Genomic DNA, 23,845 nt, shown 5'->3' with positions numbered 1-23,845 from the left:
TCCGAGCCGTCGAGACTCGCGCCTGCGGCGCATGCGCTTCGACGGCTCGGACGCGAGACGGGCCGCGAACGGGTCGCTCGTAAGACTCGCTCCGTGGGGGGCGTTGATGGCGGGATCGTTCGGCACCTGGTGCACGCGTGTCGAGACTCGCGCGTGTGGCGCGTGTGCTTCGACGGCTCGGACGCGAGATGGGCCGCGAACGGGTCGCTCGTAAGACTCGCTCCGTGGGGGGCGTTGACGGCGGGTCGTTCGGCACCTGGTGCACGCGTGTCGAGACTCGCGCGTGTGGCGCGTGTGCTTCGACGACTCGGGCGCGAGATGGGCCGCGAACGGGTCGCTCGTAAGACTCGCTCCGTCGTGGGCGAGGTCGCCGCAAATAGCCGGACACCGTGGTGGGTAATGGATCCCATCACGGTGTCCGGTGACCGGCTCGGTCGTGCGCTACACGTGCGCGATGGCGGACCAGCCCGCGACTTCCTGTGGCTGGCGCGGGCCGGGGCCGGTGTAGATGGCGGCCGGGCGGACCAGTTTGCCCAGCTGCTTCTGCTCCAGGATGTGCGCACACCAACCGGCGGTGCGGCCACAGGTGAACATCGCGGGCATCATGTGCGCGGGGACCTCGGCGAAGTCCAGGATGACCGCCGCCCAGAATTCGACATTGGTCTCGATGGCGCGGTCCGGACGACGCTCGCGCAGTTCGGCGAGCGCGGCCTGCTCGAGCGCGGCGGCGACCTCGAAGCGCGGGGCGTTCAGGCGCTGCGCGGTGGCGCGCAGCACGCGGGCACGCGGATCCTCGGCCCGGTAGACCCGATGGCCGAAGCCCATCAACTTTTCCTTGCGGTCCAGGATGCCCTTGACCAAAGCGCGTGCGTCACCGGACTTTTCGACGGCCTCGATCATCGGCAGCACGCGCGCGGGTGCGCCGCCGTGCAGCGGACCCGACATCGCGCCGATCGCACCGGACAGTGCCGCGGCGACATCGGCACCGGTCGAGGCGATCACCCGGGCGGTGAAGGTGGAGGCATTCATGCCGTGCTCGGCCGCGGAAACCCAGTAGGCGTCGATGGCCTCGGTGTGCCGCGGATCCGGATCGCCCTTCCAGCGGGTCATGAACCGTTCGGTCACCGTGGTGCACTCGTCGATCTTCTTCTGCGGCACCGCGGGCTGGTAGATGCCGCGCGCGGACTGCGCGACATAGGACAGAGCCATCACCGAGGCGCGCGCCAGATTCTCCCGCGCGGTCTCGTCGTCGATATCGAGCAGCGGCTGGTAGCCCCAGATCGGGGCGAGCATGGCCAGTCCGGCCTGCACGTCGACGCGCACGTCACCGGTGTGCACCGGCAGCGGGAACGGCTCCGCGGGCGGTAGGCCGTGGCCGAATTCGCCGTCAACCAGCAGTGCCCACACGTCACCGAAGGTCACCCGCGAGCCGACCAGATCTTGGATATCGACGCCGCGGTAGCGCAGCGCGCCGCCATTCTTATCGGGTTCGGCGATATCGGTGGTGAATGCCACCACGCCTTCCAGGCCGCTGACGAAATCCGCGGGTACGGCGGTCTGCCCACTGGGCACCGCATGGCTGGTAGTCATGTTGTGACTCTCCTTGCACTTCGGTTTGTTATCCGTAGCGATTGCTTGCAGGTCGCTCGAAAAGGTCAGCAGCGGCTGCTTGCAGGTCGCTCGAAAAGGCTGTTCTCGTCGATGAGGGGTGCGGCTCGCCGAGTACATGCCGATCAACAAAACCTTAGCTCTCTGCTACTGCGGAGTAACGTCTGGCCCATGCGTGACCTGGACAATTCATTCGGTCAGGAAATGGCCGCAAACGATCGGGTTGTGTTCCCGGCGACCGATCTGGCCGCCATGCGAGTCGACTACGGCGGTATGCCGTTCGGTAGCGGTGAGGACACCGATCTGGACGAAACCTGGCTGGCCGGCGGCTGGGAGCCGCTGCTTCGGCATTGGATCGAACAGGCCACCGCCGTCGGTATCGCCGAGCCCAATGCCATGGTGGTCGCCACCGTCGCACGCACCGATGCCGGGCCGCGTCCGGTCGCCAGGACGGTGCTGTGTAAAGGTCTCTCACCGGAAGGTGTGACTTTTTACACGAATTACGACTCGGCCAAGGGCAACCAGCTGGCCGGCGTCCCCTTCGCGGCCGCGACCTTCGTCTGGCCCGCGCTGGGGCGGCAGGTCCATGTGCGCGGGCCGGTCGAGCAGGTCTCCGCCGAGACGACCGCCGTCTACTGGAGTTCCCGCCCGCGCGATTCGCAGCTGAGTGCCTGGGCCTCGCGGCAGTCCCGGCCGATCGCCTCGCGCGCCGAACTCGATCGCACCCTGGCCGAGGCCACCGCCCGCTTCGCCGACGTGGACGAGATTCCGGTGCCGCCGCACTGGGGCGGTTATCTGATCCGCCCCGACGAGGTGGAGTTCTGGCAGGGCCGCCGGGGTCGGCTGCACAACCGGATCCGGGTGCGGATCAGCGGTGACACCATGACGGTCGACCGACTACAACCCTAGAAATCGTGTCGGCCCCAACATTGTTGGGCCGCTGACCGACTCATTACGCTGCGGTCGGTGAAACTGCTCGCCGACACCACTCCGCTGCGCTATCCCGATTTCCGACGGTTGTGGACCAGCAACATCGTCACGGTCATCGGTTCGCAGTTGGCTGTGGTGGCCGTCCCGCAGCAGATATTCGAGATCACTGGCAGCTCCGGCTATGTCGGTCTGGCGGGGCTGTTCGGCCTGATCCCACTGATCGTGTTCGGTCTGTGGGGCGGTGCGCTGGCCGATGTGATGGACCGGCGCAAGCTCATGCTCATCACCAACTGCGGCACCGGTGTGACCGCGCTCGCCTTCTGGGTGCAGGCCGCGGCCGGATTCGACAACGTCTGGATCGTGCTCGGCCTTTTCGCCGTGCAGCAGGCGTTCTTCGCGGTGAATCAGCCGACCCGCAGCGCCGCCATTCCGCGGCTGCTGCCCACCGAACATCTGGCCGCGGCCAGCGCGCTCAGCATGACCGTGCAGCAGACCGGCGCCATTGCCGGACCGGTGCTCGCGGGCGTGCTGATCCCCGTTGTCGGCCTGTCGACCCTGTATCTGATCGACGCGATCGCGCTGCTCGCCACCATCTGGGCGGTGTGGCGGCTGCCCGCGATCGCACCGACCGGCACCGCGCGCAAGGCCGGATTCCGCACCGTCCTGGACGGTTTCGCCTATCTGGCGACACAGCGCGTCCTGCTCGCCTCGTTCGTGGTCGATGTGATCGCCATGGTCTTCGGCATGCCGCGCGCCCTCTATCCGCAGATCGCGCACGAGACCTTCGGTGACCCGGCCAGCGGCGGCGTCGCGCTCGGTCTACTGTTCGCGTCCATGTCGGTCGGCGCCGTGCTCGGCGGGGTGTTCTCCGGCTGGATCTCGCACGTACGCCGCCAGGGTCTGGCGGTGGTCGTCTGCATCGCGCTCTGGGGGCTGGCCATGGTCGGCTTCGGCGTCGCCGTCGGCTGGAGCGGTCACGGCCTCGGTATCGGGCCCGGTCTGTGGATCGCGTTGGCCTGCTCGGCCTTCGGCGGCGCGGTCGATATGGTCTCGGCCGCGCTGCGCGTCGCCATGCTGCAGACGGTCACCACCGACGAGATGCGCGGCCGCCTGCAGGGGGTGTTCATCGTGATCGTCGCGGGCGGGCCGCGCATCGGTGATGTTGCCCACGGTTTCGCCGCGGCGGGCCTGGGTACCGCGGTCGCCGCGGCGGGCGGCGGTGTGCTCGTCGTTATCGGGGTGGTGCTGGCTGCGCTGGTGTTCCCGGCTTTTCTGCGCTATCGCGTCGCCGGTTCGCACTCGGTGCCGGTGTCGGGATGAGTAGCAAACCACACCGGTCGCGAAGTTGTTTGTGAGCCCGGCCGCTGGGCACCCTCGTTCTCGGGCCGCGCAAGTAGCGACTAGCGTCTAGATGAGTGCACCGCCGTGCCGACCGCACCCCGATGCCGACGGTCCTAGCCTGAGAGGGATCCTTCCGTGCCCGAAAAAGACCACATCAACGACGCCAAGCCGGTTCTGAGCTACCCCGGCGGCGAATACGCCATGACGATCGCCCAAGCCCAAGAAGGCAATGACGGCGTCGACCTCGGCAAAATGCTGGCCAGCACCGGGTATGTGACGTACGACCCCGGATTCATGAACACCGCGCCGACCAAGTCGGCGATCACCTACATCGACGGCGAAGCGGGCATCCTGCGTTACCGCGGATACCCGATCGACCAGCTCGCGGAGTCCTCGACCTTCATCGAGGTCAGCTACCTGCTGATCTACGGCGAGCTGCCGACCCAGGCGCAGCTGGACGATTTCACCGACCGGATCCGCCGCCACACCCTGCTGCACGAGGACCTCAAGCGGTTCTTCGACGGCTTCCCGCGCAACGCGCACCCGATGCCGGTGCTGTCGTCGGCGGTGAACGCGCTGTCGGCGTACTACCAGGATTCGCTGGACCCGAAGGATCCCGAACAGGTCGAGCTATCGACCATCCGATTATTGGCGAAGCTGCCCACCATCGCGGCCTACTCGTACAAGAAGTCGGTCGGCCAGCCCTTCCTCTACCCGGACAACTCGCTGAGCCTGGTGGAGAACTTCCTGCGGATGACCTTCGGCTTCCCGGCCGAACCCTACGAGGTCGATCCGGAGATCGCCGCCGCGCTCGACATGCTGCTGATCCTGCACGCCGACCATGAGCAGAACTGCTCCACCTCGACTGTGCGCCTGGTCGGTTCCTCCGACGCCAACCTTTTCACCTCCGTCTCCGGTGGTATCAACGCGCTGTGGGGCCCGCTGCACGGCGGCGCCAACCAGGCCGTGCTGGAGATGCTGGACGGCATCAAGGCCCAGGGCAGCAATGTCAAGGACTTCATCCGCAAGGTCAAGAACAAGGAAGACGGCGTGAAGCTCATGGGCTTCGGGCACCGCGTCTACCGCAACTACGACCCGCGCGCCTCGATCGCCAAGAAGCACGCCGACGCGATTCTGTCCAAGCTCGGCGGTGACGACGAATTGTTCGATATCGCAAAGGCTCTCGAAGAGGCCGCGCTCACCGACGAGTACTTCATTTCGCGCCAGCTGTACCCGAATGTCGACTTCTACACCGGTGTCATCTACAAGGCGATGGGCTTCCCGACCCGCATGTTCACCGTGCTGTTCGCGATGGGCCGGCTGCCGGGCTGGATCGCGCACTGGCGGGAAATGCACAGCGAGCCTTTGAAGATCGGCCGTCCGCGCCAGATCTACACCGGTTACGGTCACCGCGACTACCACGAGATCAACAGCCGCTAATTTCCAACCGATTCACCATCACCTATCAGAGGGGATAGCCGAATGACCAAGCCGGAGATCGAATTCCAGGCGGGCCCAGCTCCCACCGAGCTGGTTATCAAAGACATCGTCGAGGGCGAGGGCGCCGAGGCGGTGCCCGGCGGTACCGTCGAGGTGCACTATGTCGGTGTGGAATTCGAGTCCGGTGAGGAATTCGACTCCTCCTGGAGCCGTGGCGAATCCGTCAAGTTCCCGCTGCGCGGCCTGATCCAGGGCTGGCAGGACGGTATCCCCGGTATGAAGGTCGGCGGCCGCCGCCAACTGACCATCCCGCCGCAGCTCGCCTACGGCCCCGCCGGCGCCGGTCACCACCTCTCCGGGAAGACCCTGGTCTTCGTGATCGACCTGATCGACGTCATCAGCTGAGCTGAAACCCCTACTGCGGCCCGTGCTCTCGTAAAGCACGGGCCGCAGTCGTTCGCTCAGCCGGTTGCACCGGTTACTGCGGCCGGATCGTCGGATAGCTCGTCGGTGATCACAGTGTCCAAGTCGTGTCGGAGCTCGTCGTAGTCGAGTATCGGAGCCCTCGCGAACATCTCCTGGGCTTGACCAGTGGGCGTCGCTTCCGTATCCACCTCAATCTCCGAGAAAGCCCACGCCCATCGCCGGATGGGCGCGCTTTATCAGTTGCGAACCACCTCGACCGGGTCGGTGAGCGCTAGTGCCAGCGTGGACTGCTGGGCGGTGCTGCGCTGGGGCAGCGCTGAGACGGCCTTGTCGGTCTGATTGCTGAGATTGGTCACGATCTGCTGGAGTTGGGTGACGCCGCCGGTGAGTTGGCTCATGGCGCTGGCCAATTGAGCGCCGCCCTGATCAGCGAGCTGAGGCAGGCCCTCGGCGAGTTTCGCGCCCTCGGCCAATTGCGCACTGGCGCTCGCCAATCGGTCCACCACCGTGCGCAGCAATGTGCCGAGATCGGTGCTCGGATCCACCGCACCGCCGACCAGGTCGCCGAGACCGTTCAGCTGGGATCCGGCCTGGCCCGAAACATTTCGTAGCCCTTCGAGTTTCGCGATAACGTCGGCAACCCGGGGATCGCCCGCGAAAGGCAGCGCGCGCATCAGCGGCAGGATCTGATCCAGACCGCCGCTCACCGTATTCGCGGTCTGCTGCACCTGGCCGATCGTGACGCCGGTCGAATCCAAGGCCGAAGCCAGCTGATTCGCCTGCGCTGTGGCACCGGAGACGGTCGAGTTCAGCAGTGCGATGGCCGAAGTCAGTTGTGCCGAGCCATCTTTGGCGTAGGCCAGGAAGCCGAGCATTTGATCCGCGCCCGAGCTGAACTGATCGGCGCCGGCGGCCGCGGCATTCACCCCGGCATTGAGCAGCTGGGTGGTCAACTGCACCGAGGTCATCTGGGTGCGTGCCTGCGCGACCGCCGCCAGTGCAGCATCGACACCGGTCGCACCGACCCGGTGTGTCACCGTATTCACCGCGCCGTTCACCACATTCGCGTCCGCGCCCTTATGCGTATCCACCGTGACCTTGGCCCGTTTCGGCTGCGCACTCGCCAGTGTGCCCATGGATTCGGTCAGATCGGTGGGCAGGGTGATCACCGCCGCGTAGTCATCCGCGTCGAGTTCACCCGGCTTGCCGACGGTCCACTCGTAACCGCCGCCGTCCTGCTGCAGACTCTGCGCGATGCGCGCACCCGTCGGTCCGGTATCGGCGTTCACGAGTGCGATACCGCCGGGTGCGCTGGCTGATCGGGAACACGCGGTAACGGCGCCACCGAGCGCCCCGGCACTGACAACGGCAACGGCGAGCAGGGCCCAGCGGGCGCGATTTCCAGTCACGACTGCGCCTCGACCAGCAGTGCTGTGTCTTTGATTCCTTCGCTACGCTCAGTCACGATGCCGACCCTAGAGTTCCGAATTGGCATCGCCGCTTACCGAACTCTGAGAGTTCGGTAAGGGCCGCAGCTGATTTCGTCGGGTCAGCAGCGTTCGGCGCCGGTGCGCTCCGCGGCCCGGTGCGCCTCGACCACCCGGCCGAAATCGAGCTTGACCAGCTGGTCTGCGTGATGGAAGTAGCGATCGTCGTGGGTGATCACGATGACGGTCTTCCCGCGCTGTTTGAGCTCGGTGAGGATTTCCTGATAGAAGACGTCGCGGAACTTGGGCTCCTGGTCGGCGGCCCACTCGTCGAAGACATAGATCTGCCGGTCCTCGAGCAGGGCGGTCAACAGCGCGAGCCGTTTGCGCTGGCCCTGTGACAGATCGATGGTGGACAACCGCCCGTCCTGCACCGTCACCTTGTGCGCGATCTGCAACTGCTCGAGATGGCGGCGCACCACACCGTCGAGTCCGGGCCGATCGAAGCCCAGATACTCCTCGAACAGGTGGAAGTCGGTGAAGATCGCCGAGGAGTTCTGCCGGAACCACTCGATATTCTCGTGGTCGATCGGCTCGCCATTGAGCGACAGCACGCCGGTCTGCGGCACATACAGTCCCGTGATCAGCTTGGCCAGCGTCGATTTACCGCTGCCGTTACCGCCGACGATGAAGGTGATCTGCCCGGGTTCGAAGACCAGATCCAGCGGGCCGAGCCGGAATCCGGACTCGCCATTGCTCGGCTCCGGTGGTGGGCCCAGTGGCATCGGCCGGTTGTCGTGTCCGCTGTGGTCGACGAACCGATGGCCGTTGACATCCGGACGCGGCCCACCGGGACGTGGACCCCGACCTGGCGGATGCGCGCCACGTCCCGGACCGCCGGGGCCGGGCGGCGGCCCGCCGGGGCCAGGTGGGAACGGCGGTGGTGGCTCCATCCGGTAGCTGTAGGTGACATTCGTCAGCTCCAGCCGCGCCGCATCGACGGCGGGACGGTCGCTGAACGGCAACCGCTCCTCGTCGTGCATGGTCTCCATGGACAGATTCATCGCCCGGATCTTCGCCAGCGCCACATCACCGCGCAGCAGATCCGGAATGCGGTGCATGAAGTTTTGCATCGGCATCGCCAGGAACGTCGTCACCAGGACATAGCCGACCATCACATCGCGCGACAGCTCGAGCGGCGCGACGAGTACGAACAGGATCAGCGCCATGGTGCCGAGCTGTAGCGCTTGGCCGAATCCCTGTGCCACCGAGAATGTGGATCCGGCATCGACATTCTGCGCACGCAGCGTCGCGGCCGAACCGAGCAGATGCCGCTGCATGAAATCCCGGCGCCGCCCCCGATGCAGCTTCAACTCTTTGATGCCGAGCGTCACGGCCTGGTACGACCGCAGCAGCGCGTCCTCGTTCTCCCGCGCCTCGCGATAGATAGTGCGCACCCGCCCGAGAATCAGCTCGACACAGCCGATTCCGAGCAGTGTGCCCGCCACGGTCACCGCGAACAGCGGACCCGACACCACGAGCAGGAAGGCGAAGCAACCGACAATGGTGGCAACGTCGATGCAGATGCTCGGAATGGCGGTCACCGCCTGCGAGAGCGAGCGCACATCCTCGGTCAGGGTGGCCATCAGGCGGTGCGTGCCGAGCCGTTCCAGATGCTCGAGTGGCGCCGAAACGATTCCGGAACTCAGATCCGCGCGCAGCCGGTAGATCGCCTCTTGGGCAAGGCGAACCAACAGCACCTGCGACACCACGCCACTGACCACAATGACCAGCGCCGTGAGGGCGAAGCTCTGGATATTGATGTGCGGATGCGGTTCCGGCGACACCACGCCCCTGATGAGGGTCACCAGATAGGTATTGGCCGCACCGCAGATGAGACCCGCGGCAATGACGGCCGCGATCCGCATCCAGGAGATCGAGATGAGGAATCGGATGAGTTGCATGGTTGCTGCGCTCCCCAACGGGCGAATTCGGCTGAGCCGGCTGCTCTTACCGGCGAATGATGTCGAAGATCATGCCTTCGAGGGTGACCCCCGGTGCGAAGGAAAACGCGACACCGGTCGAGATCGGTTGCGCCGCGGCCTGCTGAATCATGTGTTCCAGCACAAAAATGAGCGACACGCTCAGCATATTGCCGAACCGGGCCAGCACATCCCAGCTCAGCGCCGCCCGCTCCGGCGCGATGCCGAGCGAACGCACGGACTCCTCGATGATCTTCGGCCCGCCCGGGTGGATCGCCCACAGATCGACATCGGCCTTCTGCAATCCATTGCGGCGCAAGACCTCGGTGACCACGGGATCGACCCCGGTATAGATGTACTGAGGCAGATTCTCCGACAGCTCGCAGGTAATGCCGTTCTGGTTGACACCGAGCACGATGCCGTCCTCGGCACCGTCGAAGAGTTGGCTGAAGCTGTCCCGGATCACCACCTTGCCCGGCGCCAGCGGCTGCTGGACCTGACCGGCGCCGATGACCACCGCACCGCAACCGTCACCGAACAGGCTGTGGATGATCACATCGTTGACATTGTCGTCGAAGACGGCATTCACCGAGCTCAGCTCGATGCAGACGACCATCGCCTTCTTATCCGGATGCGCCCGAACATAATCCACGGCGGTCCGAATGCCGTTCATCGCGGCCGCGCAGCCCATGAAGTTCACCACCACTCGACCGACCGACGGCGACAGGCCGAGCTGCTTCACGACCGCGACATCCACACCCGGCGCGATGAAACCGGTGCTGGTCACGAAGACCAGCAAGCCGATCTCCGCCGCCGCGTTCTCGATACCGGCGAGGGCACGGCCGGCGACATCGACGGCCAGCGGCACGGCATGGCGGTAGAACAGATTCATCCGGTCCCGGATCGTGCCGCGCTCCCGCCCGAACCGCAGGAATTCGGGATCCAGCGGATCGACCACCAGCCGGCGGCTGTCGATCTTCGTCTTCTGGTAGATGCGCGAAATCCGTTCCCGCTGTTGCGGATCGGTGAACAGCTCAGCCACCCGATCGGCGGCGCCGGCCTGGTCGACGAGTCGATCAGGCGCACCGGTCGCGATGCTCTCGATCACACCGACCGTGGTTGGCGGCGCGGGCGGCAGACCGTGCTGCACGAGGCCGTGGCCGCGCTCGTCCCCCTGACGAGTCGCCGACGTACCCTCATCGATAGTGATTGACACGAAATTCTCCCCGTTCTTGTGAAAAATGATGATCGGCGCCGCCTGTCCAGCGGTTCGATCGGTCGATCTCCGGAATCGGTTCAGACCGTGCCGATTCCGGTGAATCCCTGCACCGTGTAGATCGCACAGGTTTTCAGCGCCGCGGGCGAGCAATGCTCGCGGATGAAGCCCCAATTCCGTTCCTCGGCTTCGCGCGACTGCGACAAGAGGTAGGTGCGGCAGAGTTTCGGGAACCGATCGGTGAAGAAACTCTTCGCCGGCAGCCACTCGACGCCGAATTTCGCGGACTCCTCGCGCAATACGTCCTCGGTGGCGATATTGGCGAACCCGCTGCGCTGGAACGGCAGGACGTGATGGACACGATGCGAACTCAAACCGGCCGCGAGAAAGCAGTCGATATAACGATTTCCGATCACCTTCAGGTCGTAGGCCTGTTCCATCTGATTGACGGCCCAGTCCGCGTCATCGGCGGCGGGGAGTTCCTCGGTCGCCACCTCGAAATCATGGCTCGCGACGACCAGGAAGGTGCTGATCCACAGCGTCACCACGAATTGCAGTGCCCAGGCCCAGAAGTCGCCCGCTAGCGTGAATACCACCAACTCGCCGAGCAGTAGCGCCCGGACGCCGAACGAACCGATGAAGTGCGGCAGCGCACCACCCCAGGTTCCGTACATATCCTTGATGCCGACTTTGCGGGTGAGGCGGCAGACATCGAGGAGCCGAATGGTCATACCGGTTACCGTGTGTCCGAATTTGTGGAGGGTGTGAATCGGCACCCGATACAACCGGGGCACCCGCATCATCATGGTGAAGACGTTCTTCTTGATATCGACTTCACTCTGGGTATGCGGGTGGTGCAGCAGCGCGTGTCCGTCCGCCGTGACGAAAGCCAGTGCGACGTAATTGAAATCGAAGGTATTCGTATAGATCTTGTTGAGGCCCTTTTGCGCGCGATGGATCGCGTAATGGCCGAATCCGGCCAGTGAGCTGCGTAGCAGCACCATGAGGACGACGAAGACGGGCAGCGGCATCCAGCTGCGGTCGAACAGGCGCAGCCCCTGCACCGCGAAGTACGCGATGGCCAGCACCGCGACCACGATGTTGAAGATCGTGTCCATGCGCCGCAGTCGCGCGGCCAACTCCGGCTCTTTCAGCCGCGCCTTGACCTTGTGCAGCAGATCGTCTTTATTGTCGAATCGGTACTTCGGCGTGTCCTGCCAGCTGTCGAAACCCTCTTTGAACAGGAAGTCGGGTGCATTGGCCTTCGGATGGATGTCCTCGGGTAATGCATTGCGCCCCAACGCATATCGCTCGAGCATTCGCCCGATCCGCTCCGGATCGCGGTGATAGGACCCGATGATGGAGGTGATATCGCGATTTTTCGTTCGCCCGATGAAGAACTCGCCGCCGGGATGTTTGGAGATCCAGTCGCTCAGATCGTAGGCTTTTCCGTTGTAAACCCACACATTTGAAAGTGGCGGGCCACCGCCGGGCGGCGGGCCGGGGGGTCTACGGAAGTCCCGCTCCTCCGCTTCCGGCTGGCTGTTCGTCATCGCATTCCTCCGTGTCTGATCCGCGGTTCGGTGGCCGTTGTCGGCCCCGGGGTTATGGCATGTATCGCGGACAGGCGCGGGGGCACTTCATCCGGCGAACCGGATTTCCCCCCAAAGTCACACGCACCGCTCGAGGCTTCGGTACCGCATGGTGCCTCCAGCGCCTTACATCTCACTAAACAATCCCTTAACCCGGTAACTTTCGCGTCGGATTCCCCCCGATCTGTGCGAGAAGACCGAACCAAGGGTAACGTCGGCACCCGCGGCATGCGCGACTCGCCTCGACTTCGCTTTGCGAGTCGGGGCGAATCAACCTGCGGGACAAGCTAATCTCTCGGGCGAATTGCCGCACCACATCAACCCGGTCGTACCCGACCTCGCACTCTTCTGGGGGCAGAACATTGAGTGATCTGACAGCGCGAGCACGCACCTCGCACCGAATCCGACTCCGCCGACCGGGACTCGTGCCCGCCGTCGTCGCGGCGTCGATGTTCGCTGCACTGGTGACAGGCTGCGACTCCAGCTCCGATTCGAAGACCACCTCGTCCGCGCCGCCCTCGGGTCAGCTGCCCGATGCCGCGCAGATCGTGCAGGAGTCCGCGAGGACTACCCAGACCCTGCAGGCGGTGCACCTGAATCTGAAGGTGGACAATCTCACCAACCTCCCGGTCGAGACCGTCTCGGCCGATGTGACCAACCAGCCGAAGGGCGCCGGTCAGGCGATCGGCGAGGCGAAGGTCCGGACCAAGCCCGAGGCCGACTTCGTCCAGGCCAAGTTCCTGGTCGTCGACAAGGAAATGTACGCGCAGACCGGTAGCTCCGCCGCCTACGCCAAAATCGGTTCAGCGGAACAGATCTACGACCCGGGCGTCATCCTCGACAAGGACAAGGGTCTGGCCAACCTCATCGCCCAGGTGCAGAACCCGAAGGTGGAGGGCCGGGAGAAGGTCGACGGCACCGACACCGTGAAGCTGACCGGAACCATCGACTCTACGGTCATCGACCCCATCGTGCCCAAGTCGGGCGACCCGGCCGGCACGTTCCCGATCACCCTGTGGATCGCGGATGTCCCGCCGCCGTCGGGGGGTTCGGCATCGCAGCTGCCGTCAACGGCCGCCTCGCCCGGCACCGGCCCGAACCTGGTTCAGGCTGTCATCAAGCGGGATCCGGGCACCATCAAGGTGACGCTGTCGGCATGGGGTAAGCCGGTCAAGGTCACCGCACCGCCGAAGTAGGCATAGATACCGCGAACCGGTTCGAGAGTGTATGTCGGTGGCAGCAGCCGTCCTCCGCACTCCCGGGCCGGTTTTCACGTTCCCGACGGTGGTTGGGCGTTCCGGAAGATCCAGTACGAGGCGTATATCGCCCGATTCGGCTTCCCCCGAAATACGATCGGCCGCGGTGTAATCGGTCCCATCGGGCGACGGGGCGATGCCTGGGCTGAGCCTTCTGCTGGCTTGACATAGGCAAGCCGGGGCAGCACCCGGCGGGGTTGTCCTATCGATAGGCATATTCATCGACGACCCGTTTCACCTTGTCCAGCGCTTCGCGCAGGGTGTCCGGATTTGTCGAGCCGAGGGCCAGCCGGAGCGCGTGTGGCACGTGCGCGGACGTGGCGAACGGCTCTGCCGTGGACACCAGTACGTGTTCGCGCATGAGCGCGGCCGCTAATTGGTCTGCCCGCACGTCCTCGGGCAGCGGGAGCCAGAGGAAATACGACGACGGATGGCTGACCACCGGTAGTCCCGCCAGAACGGCACGGGCGATCGACTGTCTGATCCGCGCATCATCGCGCTTTTGCGCCTCCAGCCTGGTGACGGTGCCGTCCTCGAGCCACTGGCACGCGATCGCTGTCATCACCGCGGGGGTATTCCAGGTGGTGGCGCGGATCGCACGCTCGATGGCGCGCGCTAATGGGGTTGGGGCAGTGATGAATCCGAAGCGCAGACCGGTCGCTACGTTCTTGGAGAGCCCAGAAACATAGACGGTCCTTTCCGGTGCGAGCGCCGCGACTGGGTGTGGTGGCTGCTCGGCCAGGAAGGCGTATGCGGCATCCTCGATGATGAGCAGTTCATATCGGCGCGCGATCTCGACCAGCTGCTCGCGGTGGTGCTCCCCGGTGACCCAGCCCAACGGATTGTGCAGTGTCGGCATTGTGTACACGGCACGGACCCGCCGCGTCGCGCAGAGCTGTTCGAGGGCGTCGAGATCGGGTGCGTCGCCCGCCGCGGGAAGCGGCGCCAGTTCCAAGTGCAGCGCATGGGCGAGCACCTTGAAGCCCGGATAGGTCAGGGCATCGGCTGCTACGACGTCCCCTGGCCGCAATGTCGCCATGGCGGTGGCGGCCAATCCGTGCTGAGCGCCACTGACGATCAGCACCTGATCGGCGCCGACCGGCAAACCATTGCGCCGCAGATGTCGGGCTACTGTGGCCCGCTCATCAGGTCGCCCGCCATGGGGCTGGTAGCGCAATAGGGCCTCTAGGTCACCCGAGGACGCGAGCTGACGCAATGCCTGCCGCAGCATATCGGCCTGACCAGGTAATGCGGGGTAGTTGAAGTTGAGATCCACCACATCCGCCGCAGCGATCTGCTGGTCGATGCCCTGGCTGGGCGACAGCGCGATCTCGCGAACAAACGTGCCCCGGCCGGGTTCCCCACTGACCAGGCCCATGGCTTGGAGCTCGGCGTAGACCCGCGACGCCGTCACCAAGGCCAGCCCTTCCCTGGCCGCGAGTTGCCGATGGGTCGGCAGCCGCGTCCCGGATGGCAACCGCCCCGCTCGGATGTCGGACGCCAACGCGTCCACGACGCCTTTGTATCTCGAGACTGCCACGCTCGAATTGTATGCATGACAATTTCTTGATTGTATTGGATCTCGGCCATACGGTGCCTGGTAACGACCGGGAAAGGCAACCGTCATGCATATCGCCATCCTCACCTTCGAGGGCTACAACGAACTCGACTCCCTCATCGCGCTCGGCGTTCTCAACCGGGTCGAGAAGACCGACTGGCGGGTATCGATCGCCAGCCCCATGCAGCGAGTCCGTTCGATGAACGGGGTGGTCATCGAGTCGATGGCCACCCTGGAAGAAGCCAGCGGCGCGGACGCGGTCATCGTCGGCAGCGGTGCGCGGACCCGCGAAGTGGTCGCCGACCAGGAGTTGATGGCGCGGTTGCGACTCGACCCGACCCGGCAACTGTTGGCCGGACAATGTTCCGGGACATTGGTTTTGGCCGAGCTCGGACTGCTCGACGGTGTTCCCGCCTGCACCGATCTGACGACCAAACCGTGGGTCCAGGCAGCCGGTGTCGACGTGCTCGAGCAGCCCTTCTTCGCCAAGGGCAACCTCGCCACCGCGGGCGGCTGCCTCGCATCGCACTACCTCGCGGCCTGGATGATCGCGCGCCTGAAAAGTATCGAAGCGGCCGAAAGCGCTCTGCGCTACGTTGCTCCGGTCGGCGAGAAGCAAGACTACGTGGCACGTGCGATGCGCAATATCAGCCCATACCTGCACCAGGAAGTGGCCACTGCGTCGGCCGGGCGCAACGGCTGACCGGTCTCGTATGCACCATCCAGTAGAGGCGGTGGTCTGCACCGGCCGGACCGTAGGCCAGCACTTATTGCCCGTCCGTCGCCGTCATCAATGAATTGGCCAGTGGTACAGACTAATTAGACTCCGTGCTGCACCTTGGACGAAGCGAGAACGCAGCCGGATCGATGAGCGCCGGCCCGTCACCGTGTGGATCGGTCGGGGAACTCGAGTACGAGGCGCGCACCGCCGAGTGGGCTGTCATCGAAGTATGCGCGCCCGCCGTGCAATTGAGCTTGTTGCGCGACCAAGGCGAGACCGAGGCCCGAGCCGCCTGGGCTGGCCTGACTGCCACGAAAGAACCGCTCGAAAACAACCTTGCGCTCATGAAGAGGAATCCCGCGGCCATTGTCATCGATGGTGATCGTGATGAATCCATCCGCGCGGCGGTGGGCCGAGACGAGGGCTTCGGTCGCGCGGCCGTGCTTGACCGAGTTGGTCAGCGCGTTGTCGATGACCAACCGGAGCCCGGCGGGAAGCCCGCGGGTAGTTAGTTCGGCCCCGATGTCCAGCCGTACGGTCAGCTCGGGAAAATGTCGCATCGCATCGTGTGCTGCCTGGTCGCACAGATCTCCGATGTCGGTATCGACATGGTCGCGTTCATTGGTGAGTTCGCCGGTCGCGAGGCGTTCCAATGCGGCTAGCGTGGTTTCTACGCGTTCCTGGCCACGCTGCAAGTCAGCGAGGATTTCGGTGCGTTGTGCCTCATCGAGATCCAGTGTGCGTAATACCTCCAAGTCGGTGCGCATGGCAGTTAGTGGGGTGCGCAGCTCATGCGCAGAGGCAGCGGCGAAGTCGCGGGCGGTCGCCAGCGCCGCAGCGGTTTCGGCCTGAGCTTGATCTACCCGCTGCAACATAGTGTTCACGGCATCTGCGAGTTTCTCCGCTTCACGCATACCTGATCCATCGACCGGTATTTGCGCGTTTTCGGGATCCGGGCGGCCACGGTGCGCGTCAACCTGGTGGGTCAGGTCGACGATGGGGCGCACAGCACGTCCAGCGAACAACCAGCCGAGGGCTGCTGCTGCGGCTATTGCCAGCACAGCCCCACCGAGCACCCAGCGTTGTTGTTCGGTGGTCGTGCGGGAAGCCTCCGCAGTAGGAATCGCCAGTGACACCGTTCGACCCGACGGTTGATCTTCAGTGGTGGTGAGTACCCGGTAGCGTGTGTCCTCCACCGTGACCGTGTGCGAACCGGTTGGCAGGTCAGGAAGTTGGATTGCGCTGCTGGCCACTACCACACCGTTGTCGCGGACAGTGATCGCGATGGTGGTGTTCAGCCCGGTCAGCCTGACGAAGCCGACGGCAATGACCGGATCGATGAGGGCGAGCCGCGAGGCGGTGGCGATCTGTTGATCGGTCTGCTGCATGTTGATGTGCTCGATCGCTCGCACACTGACTGCGCTCGCCAGCGTCACGATGATGATCGCGCCAACCGCGGCCGCAGCGGCCACTCGAGTGCGCAGCGAGAATGTCCGCCGCCGTTTGCTTGGAGCGGTTGTGCCAGAAGAGGTCTGCGGCGTCATCGCCAACTCACTTGGGTGCTCGCAGCACGAAGCCGACGCCGCGGACCGTGTGCAGCAGCCGTGGCGTGCCGTCTACCTCCAGCTTGCGCCGCAGGTATCCGACGAAGACATCGACCACATTGGTGTCGGCGGCGAAGTCGTAGCCCCACACCAATTCCAGGAGCCGCTCCCGGCTCAGCACCACGCCCGCATTGCGGGCCAGGGTGGACAGCAGTTCGAATTCGCGCTTGGTGAGCTCGATTTCGCGGCCGTTCAGCAATGCGCGGTAGCCGGCGACATCGACCTCGAGCGAGCCGACCGCAATCGCGCCCGGTGTGGCGGGGGCGGGGACGTCCGAGCGACGCCGCAGCAGCGCCTTGATCCGCGCCACCAATTCGGCGAGGACGAACGGCTTGGTCAGATAGTCGTCGGCGCCGGACTCCAGTCCGGAGATCCGGTCGTCGACCGAGGCGCGAGCGCTGAGCACACAGATCGGGACCTCATTGCCCAAGGCGCGCAGTGCCGTCACCACGCCCGCACCATCGAGTACCGGCATATTCATATCGAGCACCACCGCGTCGGGGGCCTGCTCGGTCACGCTGCGCAGTGCTTCGGCGCCGTCGCGCGCGACCAGCACCTGGAAGCCGGACAGGCGCAGGCCGCGCTCGACCGACGCGAGCACGTCCTCGTCATCGTCGACGACAAGGACGGTCGGGTTCGCGCTCCGCTCGGTCACATCACTCATTGTGCTCGGCTCCACCGTCTCCCCGGATCTTTAGGCCATACCAGCAGGTGCCGCTATGTTTTCGGTCCCGCGCTGGTGCCTCGGCATTCTTGGGCCTACCCGGCGAGTTACCCATGTTCTTGCGAGGGCAGTCGACCGGTCGGCATCCGGGGAGTCGGCTCGGCGTGTCGGATGGTGTCAGTAGCTGTGGCAGGTTTCGGCCACGGTGCGGATGGTCTCGGCCAGGCCGGCGGAACCCGGGTCGTTCTCGGCGTTCTTGGCGGCGCCCGGGTTTTCGTCGATGGCGGCCTGGAGTTCCGCCCGACGCTGTTCGACCGGCTGGTCGAACTTGCGCTGCAGTTCGGCCTTCTGGGTCGGGTTCGCATCGAGCATTGCCGCCAGCTGTGGGGCCTTGGCGTGTAGCGCCGCGTCGACCTGAGCGAAGCTGCAGTCGGAGTTCAGCAGCGGCCCGGCCAGTGTCATCGGATCCGCGGCCGCGATGGCCGGGGAAAGCAACACGGCCACGCTGGCCATCGCGCCCGCGGCGAGAGCGGCGACGGTCGGGCGACTGTGGAAGAGCTTCATGGGTATGCCTCCAGATTGTCGAGAGGTGCTGCGTGTTCGATTGGTGCTGTGCATCCAGCGCTCTAGACGCTATTGCTCGGCACTGGCACCGGTGTGAGCTATCCCTGAGGATTCTCTGAGGGGTGAAACGAAATGCGATCGCAAAGCTATGACGGCACAATCGGATCGCCGTTGGGCGCAACGACTTCCGGGCCGGGATCCGGTGGGCGGCTGGCCCGGATCTGTACCTCCAGCGCGGCGAGCACCGAGGCATCTTCGATGGTGGACGGCACCTCGTAGGTATCACCCGCGGTGATCTGCCGCATCGTCTTGCGCAGGATCTTGCCCGATCGGGTCTTGGGCAGTGCGGAGACGACGACGGCGTCATGCAATGTGGCGATCGCGCCGATCTGCTCGCGCACCCGGGCGATCAGTTCGTCGCGCAGCCGGTGCGGATCGATCTCGACACCGGATTTGAGCACTACGTAGGCGATCGGCCGCTGGCCCTTGAGTTCGTCGGGCAGGCCGATCACCGCGCATTCGGCGACGGCCTCATGTCCGGCGACGGCGGCCTCGATGCTGCCCGCCGACAATCGGTGCCCGGCCATATTGATCACATCGTCGCTGCGGCCGAGTACATAGAGGTACCCGTCGTCATCGAAGTATCCGGAGTCGCCGGTGACGCAGTGGCCGGGAAACGCCGACATATAGGAGCGTTGGAAGCGGTCCTCGTCCCGCCATAGGCCGGTCAGTGTGCCCGGTGGTAGTGGCAGGCCGATGACGATATTGCCCTCGGTGCCCGGTGCGACCGGATTGCCCTCGGCATCGAGTACCCGCAGGCGGTAGCCGGGCACCGGCACCGATGCCGAACCCGCCTTGATCGGAAGTTGTTGCAGGCCGAGCAGATTCGCGCAGATCGGCCAGCCGGTCTCGGTCTGCCACCAATGATCCACCAGCGGGCAGTCGGGCCGATCGGCGAGCAGCGTTGTGGTAGCCCATTCGTAGGTGGCCGGATCCAGGCGCTCACCGGCGCAGAACAGCGCGCGCAGCGAGGATAGGTCGTAGGTGTGGGCGAGTGCGGCGTCCGGATCGGCCTTGCGGATGGCGCGCAGCGCAGTCGGGGCGGTGAACAGCACCCGCACGTTGTGCTCGGCGACCACCCGCCAGTACGCGCCCGCATCCGGCGTACCGACTGGTTTGCCTTCGTAGAGCAGTGTTGTCGCGCCGACGAGCAGTGGCGCGTAGACGATGTAGGAATGTCCGACGACCCAGCCGACATCCGAGGCGGCCCACATCACCTGACCCGGCCCGACGTCGTAGATATTGCGCATGGACCAGGACAGCGCGACCGCGTGTCCGCCATTGTCGCGGACCACTCCCTTGGGCTTACCGGTGGTGCCGGAGGTGTAGAGGATATAGAGCGGATCGGTCGCGGCGACCGGAACTGGATCGGCGGGTTGCGCATCGCGAATGGCGTCTTCCCAATCGAGCCATTGAGCAGCGACGGTCTGGGTGGAACTCGGAAGTGATTCGGTGGCTGGCTGCGGCGCCGGGAAATGAATGGTCGGAAATTGCGGTCGCTGCTTGACGATTACGTGCCGCGGCGCGCTCGTCTCGGCCAGATCCAAAGCCTGCAACACGATCGACGGGTATTCGATCGTACGGCCCGGTTCGAGGCCGCCCGAGGCAGTGATGATCAACACAGGTTCGGCATCATCGATGCGGGCGGCGAGTTCGGGTGCGGCGAAGCCGCCGAAGACCACCGAATGCACCGCGCCGATGCGGGCGCAGGCCAGCATGGCGATTACCGCCTCGGGGATCATGGGCAGGTAGATGATCACGCGATCACCCATGCCGACGCCCAAACGCGCCATCGCACCGGCGAACTCGGCAACCTTCGCCAGAAGTTCGGCGTAGGTGAAAACGACTTTGGCGCCGGTCATAGCGGAGTCGTATATTAGTGCGGGCTGATCGGCCCGGCTCGGCTCGTCCGAAGTGTCGCCGCCGTGCACATGCCGGTCGAGGGCGTTGAAGGAGGTATTGAGGCGAGCGTCCGGAAACCACCTGGCCATCGAGCGAGCAGTGGTGTCGACGATCTGGGTCGGCGGGGTCACCCAGTCGATCGCCTCGGCAGCCTCGGCCCAGAACTCGGCGGGGTCGACCAAGCTGGTCTGATAGACCGGACGGTACGCCTGATTCTCCGGCCCACCCGTCGCCCGACCACCGCCCCCCACGGAATCGCTACGCGATGCTGTACCCAAAACTTGTGACTCCCTAGCCTTGCCTCGATGCCCGCCTCGATAGATCAGCACGATTGTGGCAGACTTCACGCGACGCCCGGGTGGGTGCCGCGACCTTTGGTTTTGCCAATTATCGGCAGGTCAAGGCCCGTAGCAACACTCAACGTCACCCAAGCTGTTATTGATCCGTTAGAATCTGATGTCACTTATTTGGGCCGTCGTAGACGCAATTTCTCGGCCAGCCGCAGTTCCTCGGCCAGCTCTGCCTGTCGAGCCAGCATGCGATTGTCTAGGTTCGCTGATGGCACGTGGTTGGGGCCAGTTTGGAAAGTGAGTGGGAGATGCGTGACGCCGCAAGGTCCGGCAGCAAACGCTGGGCGCTCGGCAACTGGGACCTGCGCTGGAAGGTTACGGCGGTCCTGGCCGTTCCGCTGGCAGTCGCTGTTGGGCTCGGCGTGTCCAGGATTACCGCCGAGTTCGCCGATGCGAACCGACTGGACAGTGCCGCCAAGAACATCGCGGCAATCCCGGTCGTCTCCTCGCTGAGTGCGCAGACGGCGACGACCGCCGGTTCGCAGATGATTTCGATCATGCCGAATGTGTCGATCGTGTCCGACAAGAACCTGGCGGACCTCGACAAGGTGATCGCCGATGCGGAGCAGTCGGTCGGCAAGCTCAACGGTCTTGCTGGCGCGCGCGCGTCGTTGGACAGCATGATCACCCAGGCCAAGGCAGTTCGCGCCCAGGGCAAGAACGTCTCGACGCAGACACCTGCCGAGATCATCGGGATGATCGACAAGGTCCGCAATGACAGTGTGCATATCGTCGAGACCACGGTCGGCCAGGTCAGCGACCAGACCATCGAACAGGCGAAGCTGCGGCTGGTCGACTCGCTGAACACGCGTGCCGCGCTGGTCGGTGAGGTCGCCGCATTCCCTGAGGTGCTGCGCGGTTCGGCGGCGGGCGTGCAGAGCGCGATCACCGCGGCCAATACCGAGCGGGCGATGCTCAACGTGCTCGCCCACCGTTTTTCCGATGGCGATACCTCGATCGCCGATCTGCGGGCCGGTATCGATACCCGGATCTCGCTGCTGACCAGCCCGGAGGCGCAGTCCGGCAAGATCCCGGTTGGTGATCTGAAGAACTCGCTGACCGGCAGCCTCGATGTTTACGAGCGCGTGGTCAACAAGTCCACCAAGGACATCGACTCGGCGATGAGTTCGCTGGTGTCCAAGGCGAGTACCGGCGCGTGGACCTACACCGCGGTCGTCATCATGACCATTCTCGCCGCGCTGTTGCTCGCGGTCTTCGTGGCGCGCTCGATGATCGTGCCGCTGCACCGGCTGCGGCTTGCCGCGCTGCGCGTGGCCGAGAGCGATCTGCCGCATGAGGTCGCCAAACTGCGTAACGGCGCGTCCCCCGAGGATGTGCCGCTGGAGCCGATGCCGATCCGCAGCCATGAGGAAATCGGTCAGCTGGCCCGCGCCGTCGACGATATCCACGGCCAGGCCCTGCGTTTGGCCAGCGACCAGGCGCAGATGCGTGCCCAGGTCAACGACATGTTCGAAACCCTGGCGCGGCGCTCCAAGTCGCTCGTCGACCATCAGCTCAGTTTGATCGAGGCGATGGAGTACGACGAGAAGGATCCGCGCCTGCTGGAAAACCTGTTCCGGCTGGACCATCTCGCGGCTCGTATGCGCCGTAACGGTGACAACCTGCTCATTCTCGCCGGTACCCGGCAGCGGCGCAGCAAGTCCGCGCCGGTCGAGATCGCGGACGTGCTGCGTGCGGCGATCTCCGAGGTCGAGGACTACGAACGCGTCAAGCTCGGTGCGACACCGCGTGGTTCGTTGGTCGAGCCCGCCGCCTCGGATATGGCGCACCTGTTCGCCGAGCTGTTGGACAACGCGCTACGCGCGTCCCCGCCGGAGACCGACGTGAAGTTCACCTTCGCGCAGGGACATGACCAGGTCATGCTCATCGAGGTCGCGGACCGCGGCATCGGTATGCCGCCCAACGAAATGGCCGATATCAACCGACGGCTCGAGCAGGCCGCCGAACCGGGTCCGGATACCGCGCGCCACATGGGTCTTTTCGTGGTCGGCCGATTGGCCGAGCGGCACGGGCTCACCGTGCGCCTGCGCCCGACCTTCGATACCGCGCGGGATCCCGGCGTGACGGTCACCGTGCACGTTCCGATGAGTCTGATCGTGCTCGGACAGGGCCAGAGCATCGCGATGCCGCAGGCGGCGCCGCAGGTCGCCGCGGCCGGTCCGCAGCGGCCTTCGAGTGCGGCGGCGATGCAGACGCGCGCGATCACCAGGACGCCGGGTGGCAATGTCATGGTCACCGTCGATCCCGGTGTGAGCGGGCCGATCCCGACGAGCAGTCCGGCACCGGCCGCGGGCAGTGGTCCGATTCCGACGGCGGGCGGGCTGCCGCAGCGCTCGCCCGGCTCGACCATGGCCGCGGGGGCTTCCGGACTGGGTCAGGACGGGGCGCAATCGAGTCCGAACCTGCGGCCGGCGGCCGGATCGGCGTCGAATGGTCCGCAGCGCGGCAAGCTGGCGGCGGCGAATCTGCCGCGGCGCAATGTCACTCCGGGCGCTCCGCCGCCGAGTCGGCCGGGTGCCGAGCCAACGATTTCCGGTGGTGGTCTGCCGCCGCGGAATCCGAACTCCGGTGGGCTGCCGCAGCGTCAGCCCGGCACAAACGGTGTGCCGCAGCCGGAGGGCAGTCAGCCCAGCGGTGGTCTGCCGCAACGTCAGCCGGGTACCAATGGGGTGCCACAGCGCGAAGGCACGGGCGGTCTGCCGCAGCGTGCGTCGGGACCGAACGGTCTGCCGCAACGCGAACCGGGTGCCGGTGGCGTGCCGCCGCACGATACCGGTTCGAGCCTGCCGCAGCGTACTGCGTCGGGTGGGCTGCCGCAGCGTGAGGCCGGTTCGAACGGTCTGCCGCAGCGGGAGCCGGGTGCGACTCCCGGTCTGCCGCAACGTCAGTCGCCTGCCAATGGCCTGCCGCAGCGGGAAACGTCGAATGGCCTGCCGCAGCGTGAGAGCACGGGCGGTCTGCCGAAGCGTGATGCTCTGGGTGGTTTGCCGCAGCGTGAGGGCACCGGTGGTTTGCCGCAACGGGATTCTGCCTCGAATGGTTTGCCGCAGCGGGAGTCCGGTCTGACGGGTATTCCGCCGCGGGACACCGGCTCGAGCTTGCCGCAGCGGGATTCTGCTTCCGGTGGTCTGCCGAAGCGTGATGCTCTGGGTGATTTGCCGCAGCGGGAGAGCACGGGCGGTT

General features: G+C 65.3%; 18 protein-coding genes. 7 read left to right on the top strand and 11 right to left on the bottom strand.

The features are described from left to right. Nucleotides 1–441: 441 nt before the first annotated feature. The gene (locus AB0J29_RS21855; RefSeq protein ID WP_364789006.1) at nt 442–1,590 is read right to left on the bottom strand and encodes a citrate synthase 2; all 1,149 of its coding nucleotides are present in this window, start codon (nt 1,588–1,590) and stop codon (nt 442–444) included. Nucleotides 1,591–1,812: 222 nt separating this feature from the next. Between AB0J29_RS21855 and pdxH the strand changes: the two genes are divergently transcribed. The 4 genes from pdxH (at nt 1,813) to AB0J29_RS21835 (ending at nt 5,724) form a co-directional block, all read left to right on the top strand. After that, nucleotides 1,813–2,517 (top strand): pyridoxamine 5'-phosphate oxidase, encoded by a 705-nt coding sequence (pdxH, locus tag AB0J29_RS21850; protein ID WP_364789019.1) that lies wholly within the window; start codon nt 1,813–1,815, stop codon nt 2,515–2,517. Between the two features lie 57 nt (nt 2,518–2,574). Then, nucleotides 2,575–3,858, top strand: a complete 1,284-nt coding sequence (locus tag AB0J29_RS21845) for an MFS transporter (protein ID WP_364789003.1) — start codon at nt 2,575–2,577, stop codon at nt 3,856–3,858. 156 nt (nt 3,859–4,014) lie between these two features. Further along, nucleotides 4,015–5,319 carry a citrate synthase gene (locus tag AB0J29_RS21840; protein ID WP_364789000.1) on the top strand — a complete coding sequence of 435 codons (1,305 nt, stop codon included), beginning with the start codon at nt 4,015–4,017 and terminating at the stop codon, nt 5,317–5,319. A gap of 42 nt (nt 5,320–5,361) precedes the next feature. Beyond that, nucleotides 5,362–5,724, top strand: a complete 363-nt coding sequence (locus AB0J29_RS21835) for an FKBP-type peptidyl-prolyl cis-trans isomerase (protein ID WP_364788997.1) — start codon at nt 5,362–5,364, stop codon at nt 5,722–5,724. A 56-nt stretch (nt 5,725–5,780) separates the two neighbouring features. On the opposite strand, the gene AB0J29_RS21830 is transcribed toward AB0J29_RS21835, so the two are convergent. The 5 genes from AB0J29_RS21830 to AB0J29_RS21810 form a co-directional block, all read right to left on the bottom strand. Further along, nucleotides 5,781–5,933, bottom strand: a complete 153-nt coding sequence (locus tag AB0J29_RS21830; protein WP_364788994.1) for a hypothetical protein — start codon at nt 5,931–5,933, stop codon at nt 5,781–5,783. 48 nt (nt 5,934–5,981) lie between these two features. After that, nucleotides 5,982–7,154 (bottom strand): hypothetical protein, encoded by a 1,173-nt coding sequence (locus AB0J29_RS21825; RefSeq protein WP_364788991.1) that lies wholly within the window; start codon nt 7,152–7,154, stop codon nt 5,982–5,984. Nucleotides 7,155–7,294: 140 nt separating this feature from the next. After that, nucleotides 7,295–9,136 (bottom strand): ATP-binding cassette domain-containing protein, encoded by a 1,842-nt coding sequence (locus AB0J29_RS21820; RefSeq protein WP_364788988.1) that lies wholly within the window; start codon nt 9,134–9,136, stop codon nt 7,295–7,297. Between the two features lie 46 nt (nt 9,137–9,182). Beyond that, a complete protein-coding gene (locus AB0J29_RS21815; protein WP_364789016.1) occupies nt 9,183–10,364 on the bottom strand; it encodes a 3-oxoacyl-[acyl-carrier-protein] synthase III C-terminal domain-containing protein in 1,182 nt (393 codons plus the stop codon). A gap of 86 nt (nt 10,365–10,450) precedes the next feature. Next, nucleotides 10,451–11,923 carry a cytochrome b5 domain-containing protein gene (locus tag AB0J29_RS21810; protein ID WP_364788985.1) on the bottom strand — a complete coding sequence of 491 codons (1,473 nt, stop codon included), beginning with the start codon at nt 11,921–11,923 and terminating at the stop codon, nt 10,451–10,453. Between the two features lie 401 nt (nt 11,924–12,324). Here AB0J29_RS21810 and AB0J29_RS21805 point away from each other — a divergent pair, with 401 nt between their 5' ends. Further along, nucleotides 12,325–13,158 carry an LppX_LprAFG lipoprotein gene (locus AB0J29_RS21805; protein WP_364788982.1) on the top strand — a complete coding sequence of 278 codons (834 nt, stop codon included), beginning with the start codon at nt 12,325–12,327 and terminating at the stop codon, nt 13,156–13,158. Between the two features lie 262 nt (nt 13,159–13,420). Here AB0J29_RS21805 and AB0J29_RS21800 read toward each other — a convergent pair whose 3' ends face one another. Beyond that, nucleotides 13,421–14,758: a PLP-dependent aminotransferase family protein gene (locus tag AB0J29_RS21800; protein WP_364788979.1), complete on the bottom strand. Its 1,338-nt coding sequence runs from the start codon at nt 14,756–14,758 to the stop codon at nt 13,421–13,423. A gap of 85 nt (nt 14,759–14,843) precedes the next feature. On the opposite strand from AB0J29_RS21800, the gene AB0J29_RS21795 reads away from it, so the two are divergent. After that, nucleotides 14,844–15,479, top strand: coding sequence for a DJ-1/PfpI family protein (locus tag AB0J29_RS21795; protein ID WP_364788976.1), 636 nt, complete (start codon nt 14,844–14,846; stop codon nt 15,477–15,479). A 179-nt stretch (nt 15,480–15,658) separates the two neighbouring features. Here AB0J29_RS21795 and AB0J29_RS21790 read toward each other — a convergent pair whose 3' ends face one another. The 4 genes from AB0J29_RS21790 to AB0J29_RS21775 all read right to left on the bottom strand — a co-directional run bounded on the left by AB0J29_RS21790 (nt 15,659) and on the right by AB0J29_RS21775 (nt 20,542). Continuing rightward, nucleotides 15,659–17,041 (bottom strand): HAMP domain-containing sensor histidine kinase, encoded by a 1,383-nt coding sequence (locus AB0J29_RS21790; RefSeq protein ID WP_364788973.1) that lies wholly within the window; start codon nt 17,039–17,041, stop codon nt 15,659–15,661. A gap of 7 nt (nt 17,042–17,048) precedes the next feature. Further along, nucleotides 17,049–17,765, bottom strand: coding sequence for a response regulator transcription factor (locus AB0J29_RS21785; RefSeq protein ID WP_364788970.1), 717 nt, complete (start codon nt 17,763–17,765; stop codon nt 17,049–17,051). Nucleotides 17,766–17,942: 177 nt separating this feature from the next. Next, nucleotides 17,943–18,329, bottom strand: coding sequence for a hemophore-related protein (locus AB0J29_RS21780; RefSeq protein ID WP_364788967.1), 387 nt, complete (start codon nt 18,327–18,329; stop codon nt 17,943–17,945). A gap of 146 nt (nt 18,330–18,475) precedes the next feature. Then, nucleotides 18,476–20,542: an AMP-binding protein gene (locus AB0J29_RS21775; RefSeq protein WP_364789013.1), complete on the bottom strand. Its 2,067-nt coding sequence runs from the start codon at nt 20,540–20,542 to the stop codon at nt 18,476–18,478. A 347-nt stretch (nt 20,543–20,889) separates the two neighbouring features. On the opposite strand from AB0J29_RS21775, the gene AB0J29_RS21770 reads away from it, so the two are divergent. After that, a partial coding sequence (locus tag AB0J29_RS21770) for an ATP-binding protein (protein ID WP_364788964.1) occupies nt 20,890–23,845 on the top strand: 2,956 nt, incomplete at its 3' end.

Origin of the sequence: Nocardia sp. NPDC049707 (assembly GCF_040674855.1) — a bacterium.
GTDB lineage: Bacteria > Actinomycetota > Actinomycetes > Mycobacteriales > Mycobacteriaceae > Nocardia.
This window is presented reverse-complemented; position numbering and strand designations above follow the sequence as displayed.

Coding starts and splice junctions, on each gene's coding strand:
- AB0J29_RS21855 (WP_364789006.1), bottom strand. CDS start 1,590: ATGACTACCAGCCATGCGGTGCCCAGTGGGCAGACCGCCGTACCCGCG.
- pdxH (WP_364789019.1), top strand. CDS start 1,813: ATGGCCGCAAACGATCGGGTTGTGTTCCCGGCGACCGATCTGGCCGCC.
- AB0J29_RS21835 (WP_364788997.1), top strand. CDS start 5,362: ATGACCAAGCCGGAGATCGAATTCCAGGCGGGCCCAGCTCCCACCGAG.
- AB0J29_RS21820 (WP_364788988.1), bottom strand. CDS start 9,136: ATGCAACTCATCCGATTCCTCATCTCGATCTCCTGGATGCGGATCGCG.
- AB0J29_RS21810 (WP_364788985.1), bottom strand. CDS start 11,923: ATGACGAACAGCCAGCCGGAAGCGGAGGAGCGGGACTTCCGTAGACCC.
- AB0J29_RS21795 (WP_364788976.1), top strand. CDS start 14,844: ATGCATATCGCCATCCTCACCTTCGAGGGCTACAACGAACTCGACTCC.
- AB0J29_RS21790 (WP_364788973.1), bottom strand. CDS start 17,041: ATGACGCCGCAGACCTCTTCTGGCACAACCGCTCCAAGCAAACGGCGG.
- AB0J29_RS21785 (WP_364788970.1), bottom strand. CDS start 17,765: ATGAGTGATGTGACCGAGCGGAGCGCGAACCCGACCGTCCTTGTCGTC.
- AB0J29_RS21780 (WP_364788967.1), bottom strand. CDS start 18,329: ATGAAGCTCTTCCACAGTCGCCCGACCGTCGCCGCTCTCGCCGCGGGC.